We start from the raw sequence: 10,557 nt of genomic DNA, 5'->3' as shown, positions 1-10,557 counted from the left end.
ATCGCTACCCGCTATGAAAAGACCGATCAAAGCTACCGAGCAATGATCAATCTTGCCGCGCTCAGAATTGCTCTGCGGTAAATGTCCACAGGCCTTAGAAGCGCCGCTCCAGAACCGTTTAGCCGACTTTCCGCTGGGCGACTGTCGCTTCAGGCATTTCGACGCTTGCGGGCGGTCTGCTCGCAACGGCGGCAATGCGCCCGGCATCGTCGAGCCGCAGCGGCAGGGAAAATTCGACGCCGAGGCGGTCTTCGCTTGACCAGCGGCAAGTTGCCGTAACCACGTGGTTGTCGGCAAGCACCACACGAAAGATCGTGCCGGGGGGGACGTTCCACAAAGCTTCGATCAAAGCGCCGGTCTGGCTGATGTTGCGGATCATCGCGTTGTAACGATGGCCGCCGTGATCAAGTACGACCTTGCGCAACATTGATTGGCGCGCGGCGCGGGCCGAACGGGGGCCTTGCGCAATGGCCATGAGTCCGGTTGAAAGACGTGCTGCCGCGTTCATTGAGCTTAGCGGGCGTTCGTAGATATAGCCCTGCACATGACTGCAACCGAGCATACGGACGAGATCAAGTTCGTCGAGCGTCTCAACGCCTTCTGCGGTGGTTTCCATGCCGAGCGCTTCTGCAAGGCTGACGATCGACGCGATAATCGCGCCATTCCGGCTGCCGGGTTGGGTCGCGCCGCGCACAAAGGACTGGTCGATCTTGATCTTGTCGAACGGCGCGGTCTTCAAATAGCCGAGCGAGGAGTAGCCTGTGCCAAAGTCATCCAGCGCCAACCGGACGCCGATGGCTTTCAATGACTTGAACATCTGGTCGGTGCCCTCATCATCATTGAGGAACACGCTTTCAGTGATTTCCAGTTCAAGCCGTTCAGCCGCGACCTGTGCGCTGGCAAGGGCACTAGTGACGATGGCGGGAAGTGACGGATTGGCGAACTGCAAAGGCGAAACGTTCACCGCCACGCGCACGTTTTCAGGCCAGCGCGAAAGGTCCTGGCAGGCGGTGCGCAACGCCCATTCGCCAATCGGCGCAATCAGGCCGGTGTCCTCAGCCACGGGAATAAAGCGCGACGGACTGATCCATCCTTGTTGCGGGTGGTTCCAACGCAGCAACGCCTCGAACCCGGTGATTTTCTCAGTCGCCGTCTGCACCACGGGTTGGTAGTAGAGTTCGAGGCCGCCGTTAGAAACCGCATCGCGCAGGTCTTCCTCCATCTGGCGGCGCTCTTCGGCATCGCTGTGGAGGTCTGGCGCATAGAAGTGGTGGCGTCCGCGCCCTCCATCCTTGGCAGCATAAAGCGCAAGGTCGGCATTGCGGATCAACGCTTCGCTGGTCACACCATCATCGGGTGCGAGGGCAACGCCTACCGATGCGCCAATCATTACCCTGCTGCCTTCGATTGAGTAAGGCTGCGACAGGCTTTCGATAATGCGCGAGGCGAGATGGCCCAGTTGCTCGCGTTCAATCTTGCCGGGCAAAATAACTTGGAATTCATCGCCTCCAAGGCGGCCAACGCGGCCCATCTTGCCGACCACACGTTCAAGCCGCTGTGCTACCTGCTTGAGCAAGGCATCGCCCGCCGGATGGCCCAGCGTGTCGTTGACTTGCTTGAACCGGTCGAGATCGAGCAGGAACACTGAACAAGCGCGGTTGTGGGCCTGTGGAGCAAGCAGGATCTTTTCCAGCGTTTGCGACATGCGGAATCGGTTCGACAGGCCTGTGAGCGAATCGAAGTGCGCCAGCCGCGATGCGTGTTCTTGCGAACGGCGCTTTTCGGTAAGATCCGTGCCGGAACCGCGAAAGCCAGTGAAATTGTTGAACGTGTCGTAGGTCGGCCGACCAGTGATCGACCACCACCGCTCTTCCTCATGCGTGGCGGCCCGCACCGCCAGTTCGCTGAAGCTGGAGCGAGCCGAAAGATGGAACGCCAGCGTCCGCTCACCCTCGCCTGACTGTTCGGCAAGGTTGAACAGTTCGGCAAAGGGACGGCCGATCATATCGGAAACCTTACGGCCAATGTTTTCGGCAACGGGCGCAGAAAGATAGGTCAAGTGGCCGCGTCGGTCAGTTTCCCAGAACCAACCTTGGCCAGTCTCCTCATAGTCGGCGAGAATTTCCTGCGCGCGAGTTTGCACGCGTGCATCATTCTCGGCCTTCTCCCGCAGCACGAGATCAATCTTGCGCTGGCGCATGTAGGCAATCATGGCAATGCCCACGCCCACGATAAGCGAGAAATAGCCAGCGATGGTCGAAGCAACGCAAGTAATGCCTGACCATACCGAGACTTGCGCGGCGAGCACGCCAACAAGGCGGCCAGACTGAACAACCGTGGCCAGAAGCGAGAGCGTGGCCACAGCCACCAGGCAATAGAACCAGTCGATCTGTCCAGAAGCCCCCCAAACACCCATCGCAGAGCCGAACAGGAACATCGGCAGCGCGATGGCAGCGCCAACCATCGCCATGCGTTGACCCGTCTCAAGGGCGCGCTCGCTTTCGAACCGGACGATGTTGTGGGATAACCAGGTAAACGCAGCCGCCAGCACCAACAGCAGGCCCGTAAGCAGGTCGGGAAACGTCAGATTGAATGCCGCGATGCCAGCAGGCAGAAGGACAATCGGCAGTGCCAACCGAGGCCACTCGTCTGCAATCAGCCGGTTGTTGGGGTCGTTGCCGAACAGGAAACTTGCCCCCGCCTCTCGCGAAGATGCAGGCTGAACACGCTCACGGCGCCGCGTGCGCGCAAAATCACGCGTTTTGCGAAGAGGAGCGGCTGCTTCAACGGAGGTATCTGCGGACATAGATCGCAAATGCCTCATCTCCATTTTAGAAAGCGTTAAAGTTGCCTCCAATGAGGTGCTTTTGCTGCGAATGCGAAGCTGCTAGGCACCACGCCCAGAGCGTGGGGTATAAATGGCAGATACGGCAGAAAAATCGCTGATCGGCGTTGCTGGACGCAGGTTGCATCTTGCCCGCTGGCATGTGGGCGAGGCGCGGCACCGGCCCCTGGTAATGCTTAACGGTCTCGGCATGAATCTCGAAATGCTCGCTCCGTTGGCGCGGGCGCTGCCAGAGCGCGAGGTGATCTGCTTTGACATGCCGGGAATTGGCAGTTCGCCAGATCCGATCATGCCCTACACAATTCCCAATATGGCCCTGACCATGGCAGCCCTGCTTGATCGACTGGACATTGCCGAGGTTGACATTCTGGGCATCAGTTGGGGCGGTGCGGTGGCCCAACAATTTGCCTTTCAACACCGCGCCCGCACAGGCAGCGTGGTGCTTGCAGCAACTGCGGCAGGGGCAACCATGGTACCGGGCAACCCATCGATGCTGGCACACATGGCCGACCCACTCGAATACACAGTCGAGCGGACGCTCAAGCGCAATCTGGCTTCGATCTATAACGGTGGAGGCAGTGCGCGGGTCTCGCTCAATGCCGCCAAGGCCCCTTCGCCGCTCGGCTTTTCCTATCAGATGGCGGCCTTTGCGACCTGGACCAGCGTTCCTTTCCTGCCCCTTCTGCGCGTGCCCGTGATGGTCATGGCGGATGAGGATGACCAACTGGTCCCTCCGTCAAACGCACATTTCCTGCACAATGCCATCCCGCACAGCCGCATCGAAATGTTCAATGGTGGCGGGCACCTTTTCATGTTGTCGCAGCGAGAAAAGTTCGTGACCAACATACGTGCGTTCCTCGATAGCGAGACCGTCACCGCCTGATACCTATGGCGCTAGGGCAGAGCGTTCTTCCGCTTTCCTTTTGCCAATCATGCAGTAGCATCCAAGGCGAGACTCGCCGGTAGCCAACACAGGCTGCCATCACGGCGGGGTCTGTCGGCTGAGGAGAGGCCATGCGGCATATCGCAATCGTCGGTTCAGGACCGGCCGGATACTACACGGCCGAGGCAGCGCAAAAGCAGTGGGGAGACGACGTCTCCATCGATATTTTCGACATGCTGCCAGTGCCTTATGGACTTATCCGCTTTGGCGTCGCGCCTGATCACCAATCGATAAAGGGCGTCACCCGGCGCTACGAACAGACTGCGCTGGCTGAGAACGTGCGTTTCGTCGGCAATGTGAAGGTGGGGCAGGACGTTTCGGTTCCCGAATTGCAGGGGCTTTACGACGCGGTAGTGCTGGCCACAGGCGCGCCGCGGGACCGCGAAATCGGTGTGCCCGGCGATCACCTCAAGAATGTCTTCGGCAGCGCAGGCTTCGTCGGTTGGTACAATGGCCATCCTGAATTCGCAGCGCTTGATCCAGACCTTTCCGGTCACACCGCTGTGGTCATCGGCATGGGCAATGTCGCGCTGGACGTGACGCGCATTCTCGCCAAGACGCGCGACGAATTCGCCGGGAGCGACATCGTCGGCCATGCGCTGGATTCGCTCATGGGTTCGAAGATCAGGCGTATCGTCGTGCTCGGTCGGCGTGGGCCGCATCAGATCATGATGACGCCAAAGGAACTGGGCGAACTGGGCCATCTTTCACGCACGGCGCCATGGGTTAATCCACGCGACCTGCCCGATGTGGGTGATGATGCGATGCTGGAGCCGGGCATCCGCAAAGCCGTTGGGCACTTGCGCTCGTTCGCGGCGATCCCGGAAAGCCACCGCGCCGATCTGCCACTGGAGGTGGAGTTCGATTTCTTCGCCGCACCGCGCGGGTTGATCGGCGATGGCAAGGTGAGCGCAATTTCGGTTGAACGCACCCGGATCGACGCTGGTCGAGCGGTGGGCACAGGCGAGTTCTACGAGATTCCGGCTGACCTCGTGGTTTCGTGCATCGGCTACCAAACCTCACCAATCGCTGGCGTGCCGTTTGACGAGCGCGCCGGTCGCTTTGCCAACGACGAGGGACGGATTTTGCCGGGTCTCTATTGCGTAGGCTGGGCGCGGCGTGGACCGTCGGGCACCATTGGCACAAACCGGCCAGACGGATTCGGCGTGGTGGAACTGATTGCGCAGGATTTCCCAGCCAGTGCGCGCAAAGCAGGGCGCGCGGGGTTCGATGAACTGGCGGAACGGCGTGGGCTGGACGTTGTGAGCTTCGACGACTGGAAGAAGATCGAGGAAGCCGAGCAAGCGCGCGCACGCGACGATGCCCCACGTGAGAAGTTCGTCGATGTCGATGACATGATTCGCGCCACCAGCCTTGCCGATTGACCTGACGATCAAGCTCTGACTTAATCGAACGATTAACGCGATAGGCTGCCGCTGCGAGTCGGTCTGCGCGGGGAGAAGGAGTTGCCCGATGCCTGCCTATGATCTCATCATCAGGAACGGAACCATTGTTGATGGCACCGGCGCGCCGCGCTTTGCCGGAGACGTCGCCGTGAAAGACGGACTGGTAGCCGCTGTCGGTACGGTCCGTGGCGATGCTGCGGACGAAATTGATGCGACGGGGCGGATCATCGCGCCGGGCTGGGTCGATATTCACACGCACTATGACGGACAGGCGACGTGGGACGCCGAGATGGCTCCTAGTTCGTGGCATGGCGTAACCACCGTAATCATGGGCAATTGCGGCGTCGGTTTTGCGCCCGCTGCGCCCAATCGGCATGAATGGTTGATCGGCCTGATGGAAGGCGTTGAAGACATCCCCGGCACCGCGCTGGCCGAGGGGATGAAGTGGAATTGGGAGACGTTCCCCCAATACCTTGATGCCTTGGAGCAGATGCCGCGCACGGTGGATGTGGGCACCCACGTTCCACATGGCGCAGTCCGGGCTTATGTGCTGGGTGAACGTGAGAAGCCGGGTGCCATTCCGACCACGGACGACATCCGCAAGATGGCGGACATCGTGGAAGAAGGCGTGCGCGCAGGTGCGCTGGGTTTTTCCACCAGCCGCACGGTGATCCACAAGTCCGTCGATGGTGAAGTGGTGCCGGGAACCTCCGCCACGGCAGAGGAACTCATCGAGATCGGTCGAGCTATGGGCCGCGTCGGCTATGGTGTGTTCGAGATGGCTTCTGACATGAAGCGCGAATGGGACGAGTTCGGCTGGATGGGCGCGCTAAGCCGCGAGACGGGCCTTCCCGTCACCTATGCCGCGCTGCAATCCATCGCCAAGGAAATGCCGCTGGACGAACAGATCGCTGAAATGCGCAAGCAGAATGCCCAAGGCGCCAACATTGTTGCCCAGATTGCATTGCGCGGAAACGGCGTGGTGATGGCGTGGCAAGGCACCATCCACCCCTTCCGCTTCCGCCCCAGCTATGTTGCGATTGCGGACCTTCCGTGGTCCGCGCAATTGGCAAAGCTGAAAGACCCGGCGTTCCGCGCGCAGGTGCTGTCTGAGGAAAACGTCTATCCTGAAAGCGACATCATCGGATTGCTGATGATGATTTCCCAAGGCTGGCACAACCAGTTCGTGATGGACGATGGCTTTGACTATGAGCCGCAGGCCGAGGCCAGCATCCTGTCTCGCGCCAAGGCGGCAGACGCATCACCCGATGCCTATGCCTATGACAAGCTGATGGAGAATGACGGCACCGGGTTCATCTACTTGCCGATCCTCAACTATGCCGATGGCAATCTGGACTTTCTTGAAAGCCTGCAAGCGGCTGACGACACGGTCAACTCACTATCCGATGGCGGCGCGCATTGCGGGACGATCTGCGATGCGGCCAGTCCCACATTCATGCTCGAACACTGGGTTCGTGACCGGAAGCGAGGTGGCCGGATCAGCCTGGAACAGGCCATCAAGCGCCAATGCCGTGACACTGCGCGGCTCTATGGCCTGGATGACCGGGGCATTCTTGCACCCGGCTATATTGCCGACATCAACGTAATCGATTTCGAGAACTTGCGCCTGCTCAAGCCGTGGCTGGCATTCGATCTGCCAGCGGGCGGCAAGCGATTGCTGCAAAAGGCAGAAGGCTATGACTACACGATCAAGGGCGGCAAAGTGACGTTCCGCAAGGGCGAATGGACCGGTGAAACGCCTGGCGGCCTGATCCGTGGGCCGCAACGTGCAGAGTTGCTCGAAGCAGCAGAATAAAGATCACAACGCCGCCCGTGCAATCATCAAGCCGCGTGGCGCATGTGATCGCGCTCGTAGCCTCCAGCACCTTCCAGCCGGAAGCGTGAAACGAGTGCAGCAAGGCGGTCGGCCTCGCCTGCAAGACTTCGCGCCGCGGCGGTTGCCTCTTCGACCATGGCTGCGTTCTGCTGGGTCATCGTGTCCATCTCGCGCACCGTTTCGCGCACCTGTCCAATGCTGCCTGCCTGCTCGTTTGCCATCCGCGCGATGCTGCTGGCAAGTTCGGCAACATGGCCAACCTGTTCGACGATCACCGCAAAGGTATCGCCCGTTTGGCCAACAAGATTGACGCCACGTTCCACTTGAGTCGAACTGTCGCTGATCAAGGTCTTGATGTCGCGCGCCGCATCAGCCGTGCGCTGCGCCAGCGCACGCACTTCGGTGGCCACAACGGCGAAGCCACGCCCAGCATCGCCGGCGCGTGCCGCCTCGACCCCGGCGTTCAGAGCGAGCAAATTGGTCTGGAAGGCAATGCCGTCGATCACCGAGATGATCTTGCCAATTTCCTGTGCGGAATGATGAATGTCGTTCATCGCCGAAACCGCTTCGCCCACGACTTCACCACCCTTCATGGCCTCACCGTGCGCCTGCTGCACAGAATCGTGCATATGCGCAGCATCGTCGGCAGCGGTTCGCACGTTCGAAGCAAGCGTCGTCATGGCCGCAGAAGCTTCTTCAAGGCTCGCCGCCTGCTGTTCTGTGCGTCTTGCAAGATCATCGGACGCCTGACGGATCTGCTTGGCTCCGACATCGACCGACCCAGATGTTTCGGCAACGTTGGTAAGAGCACCTGAAACCTGCACGCGCATCCCATCCAGGTGCTTTTGAAGTTCAGCAAATGCCGCAGGCAGTTCAGGTGCCTTCGTGGCGAAATCACCCTCGGCCATGGCGCGCAAAGCGGCGCTGACCTCGTCAATCACCGCAATTCGGGCGGACTCCTCAGCTTTGAAATACGTTGAAAGCGCCACTTCCATATCGAGCAGCGCCATTTTGATCATCGAACCAACGGAGCGGGCAACCTTGCGACGGCGGAAAAAGGCGCCGAAGCTGGAAAACATGCCGTTGACGATGCTTTCAAGGACAGCAGCATATGCGCCAATGTACCAACCCGGCTCCAATCCGATGCGGGCGTGGACATTGCCAATTTTTTCGGCGCTGTCGAAATAGGTTTTGTCCACGTTGCCGCTGAACATGCCGGCCCAATGCTCAACTTGCTTTTCGCGAGCGTGGCGCATGGAATCGCGCGAGGTGAAAAACTTAGCCGTGTCAGGTGTTGCGGCAATCTTGTCATATAGCGCGTCAAGCGCGGGCGGTGCGTGCTTGCGCAGCGCGGACGCAACTTCGGGGAAACGACCGACATCGTCCGGGCTGATATTGAAGAATGCCAGCTTCTTTCCAACGGCTTGCTGATCATAACCACTTTGCATAATTCCGACTCCTGTCTAGAGCCAGAATTCGCATTTCGAGGTTCAAATACGGTATTTATGTCCAGAGTGGGCCTACTGAGCCCATCCATCAAATACTGTTAACTATGACAGGTCGAAGATGTCAGTCGTTCAGACCCGCATCGGCATGAGCACGTAAAGCGCGGGACTCTTATCATCCTTGCGGATCAGCGTAGGCGCTCCGGCATCGGCGAGGTGCAATTCAACCGTATCGCCATCAATCTGGCTGAGGATGTCCTTCAGGTAGTTGGCGTTGAAGCCGATCTCGAACCCGGCAGCACTGTAACTTGCCGCAATTTCTTCAGCCGCCGTACCGTTGTCCGGGCTGGTCACCGAAAGCGTCACGCGATCATTGTCGAGCGCCATCTTGACCGCGCGGGTCTTTTCGGTGGCAATCGTGGCCACGCGGTCCACGCCTTCGAAGAAGGAACGCGGGTCGAGCTTCAGCAACTTGTCGTTCCCGGTAGGAATAACGCGGCTGTAATCGGGGAACGTGCCATCGATCAGCTTGCTGGTGAGAACAACGCCGTTTTCGCCGCCCAGCGTGAAGCGCACCTTGCTGGCTGAAAGATCGACCAACACGGCAGTATCGAGCACTTCTTCAAGCAGCTTGCGCAGTTCGCCCACGCATTTGCGGGGCACGATCACATCGGGCATACCCTCAGCCCCTTCGGGGCGGGCAATGGTGAAGCGGGCAAGGCGGTGACCGTCAGTGGCGGCAGCCTTCAGCACCGGGGTCGCTTCGTCCGACACGTGCAGGAAAATGCCGTTGAGGTAGTAGCGCGTTTCCTCGGTTGAGATCGCAAAACGCGTGCGGTCGATCAATTCGGCCAAAGTGCGCGCGGGCACTTCGAAGCTCGTGGGCAGATCGCCTTCGACGATCACCGGGAAATCGTCACGCGGGAGCGTAGGAAGCTGGAAACGGCTGCGCCCGGCCTTCACGACCATGCGGTTGTCAGTCGTTTCAAGGCTGACTTGCGAGCCATCAGGCAGTTTGCGCGCGATGTCGAACAAGAGGTGGGCCGAGACTGTAATCGCACCCGCGCCTTCGACCGAAACCGCAGCCATCGATTCGATGACTTGCAGATCAAGATCTTCATTCTCGTCTCGATCCCCCCGGGACAGCGGGCGATTGCCCAGCCCCCGTGAATTTGGCTGAACCGGGGAATCGCATCCCCGGCACTTCGTTCGGACTACCTGTCTTAACGCAGAGGCGGGACTCGGCAAGCGCCGGTCCCACCGTTGCGGCCTAAGTTGGGGATAAAACCCCGAGAATCAGCCTGCAGCGCCCGTCAGGACATCATGGCCATGCCGCCGTTGACGTGCAGCGTCTGTCCGGTGACGTAACCTGCCTCCTTGGAGGCGAGATAAGCGACGGCTGCGCCGATGTCCGATCCCTCACCCATGCGGCCCATCGGAATACGTGCATTGAGCGCGTCCTTCTGGCCATCGGGCAGAACGTCGGTCATCGCGGTGCGGATGAAACCGGGGGCCACGCAGTTTACGGTGACGCCGCGCGTGGCCAGTTCCTGCCCCAACGACTTGGACATGCCAACAAGTCCCGCCTTGGCCGCAGCATAATTGACCTGCCCCGGATTGCCGGTGGCGCCGACGACGCTGGTGATCGTCACAATGCGTCCGAACCGCGCCTTCATCATCGGCTTGGTCGCTGCGCGCATCAGGCGAAATGCAGCTTCAAGGTTCACGCGGATCACCGCGTCCCATTCATCGTCCTTCATCCGCATGGCGAGGTTATCGCGCGTGATCCCGGCGTTGTTGACGAGAATGTCGAGCTTGCCCAGCGTATCCATAGCGGCGGGCACAAGGTGCTCGACTTGCTCGGTGTTCGACAGATCGCAGGTGATCTCGACATGGTCGTGACCGTAAGTGTCGTTCAGTTCCTCGCGAAAGCTGCGCAGCTTGCCCGGATTGGTGCCCGAAAGCGCTAGCCGCGCGCCCTGCTGTGCCAGCGCATGGCAGATGGCAGAACCGATGCCACCAGCGGCGCCGGTGACGAGGGCAGTCATGCCGGTGAGGTCGAAAAGGCGGTTTTCCATGGG

General features: G+C 60.0%; 6 protein-coding genes and 1 pseudogene. 3 read left to right on the top strand and 4 right to left on the bottom strand.

Annotation, left to right across the window (positions count from 1 at the left end; genetic code table 11):
* Positions 1 to 118: 118 nt before the first annotated feature.
* On the bottom strand, positions 119 to 2,806 hold the full coding sequence (locus tag B7X90_RS15010; protein ID WP_292625739.1) for an EAL domain-containing protein: 2,688 nt from the start codon (positions 2,804 to 2,806) through the stop codon (positions 119 to 121).
* A 112-nt stretch (positions 2,807 to 2,918) separates the two neighbouring features.
* Here B7X90_RS15010 and B7X90_RS15005 point away from each other — a divergent pair, with 112 nt between their 5' ends.
* The 3 genes from B7X90_RS15005 to B7X90_RS14995 all read left to right on the top strand — a co-directional run bounded on the left by B7X90_RS15005 (position 2,919) and on the right by B7X90_RS14995 (position 7,010).
* Positions 2,919 to 3,728 carry an alpha/beta hydrolase gene (locus B7X90_RS15005; protein WP_292625737.1) on the top strand — a complete coding sequence of 270 codons (810 nt, stop codon included), beginning with the start codon at positions 2,919 to 2,921 and terminating at the stop codon, positions 3,726 to 3,728.
* A 131-nt stretch (positions 3,729 to 3,859) separates the two neighbouring features.
* Positions 3,860 to 5,173, top strand: coding sequence for an FAD-dependent oxidoreductase (locus B7X90_RS15000; RefSeq protein ID WP_292625735.1), 1,314 nt, complete (start codon positions 3,860 to 3,862; stop codon positions 5,171 to 5,173).
* Positions 5,174 to 5,261: 88 nt separating this feature from the next.
* Positions 5,262 to 7,010: a D-aminoacylase gene (locus tag B7X90_RS14995; RefSeq protein WP_292625734.1), complete on the top strand. Its 1,749-nt coding sequence runs from the start codon at positions 5,262 to 5,264 to the stop codon at positions 7,008 to 7,010.
* A 26-nt stretch (positions 7,011 to 7,036) separates the two neighbouring features.
* On the opposite strand, the gene B7X90_RS14990 is transcribed toward B7X90_RS14995, so the two are convergent.
* The 3 genes and pseudogenes from B7X90_RS14990 to fabG form a co-directional block, all read right to left on the bottom strand.
* Positions 7,037 to 8,479 carry a globin-coupled sensor protein gene (locus B7X90_RS14990; RefSeq protein ID WP_292625733.1) on the bottom strand — a complete coding sequence of 481 codons (1,443 nt, stop codon included), beginning with the start codon at positions 8,477 to 8,479 and terminating at the stop codon, positions 7,037 to 7,039.
* 129 nt (positions 8,480 to 8,608) lie between these two features.
* Positions 8,609 to 9,592: pseudogene (gene dnaN, locus B7X90_RS14985) on the bottom strand (DNA polymerase III subunit beta); the annotation flags it as partial.
* Positions 9,593 to 9,789: 197 nt separating this feature from the next.
* Complete coding sequence (fabG, locus tag B7X90_RS14980) at positions 9,790 to 10,554, bottom strand: 3-oxoacyl-[acyl-carrier-protein] reductase (protein ID WP_292625731.1); 765 nt, start codon at positions 10,552 to 10,554, stop codon at positions 9,790 to 9,792.
* Positions 10,555 to 10,557 lie beyond the last annotated feature (3 nt).

Origin of the sequence: Novosphingobium sp. 17-62-19 (assembly GCF_002256775.1) — a bacterium.
GTDB lineage: Bacteria > Pseudomonadota > Alphaproteobacteria > Sphingomonadales > Sphingomonadaceae > Novosphingobium.
Note: the sequence above shows the minus strand (reverse complement) of the source record. Positions and strands in the feature narration are given on the sequence as shown.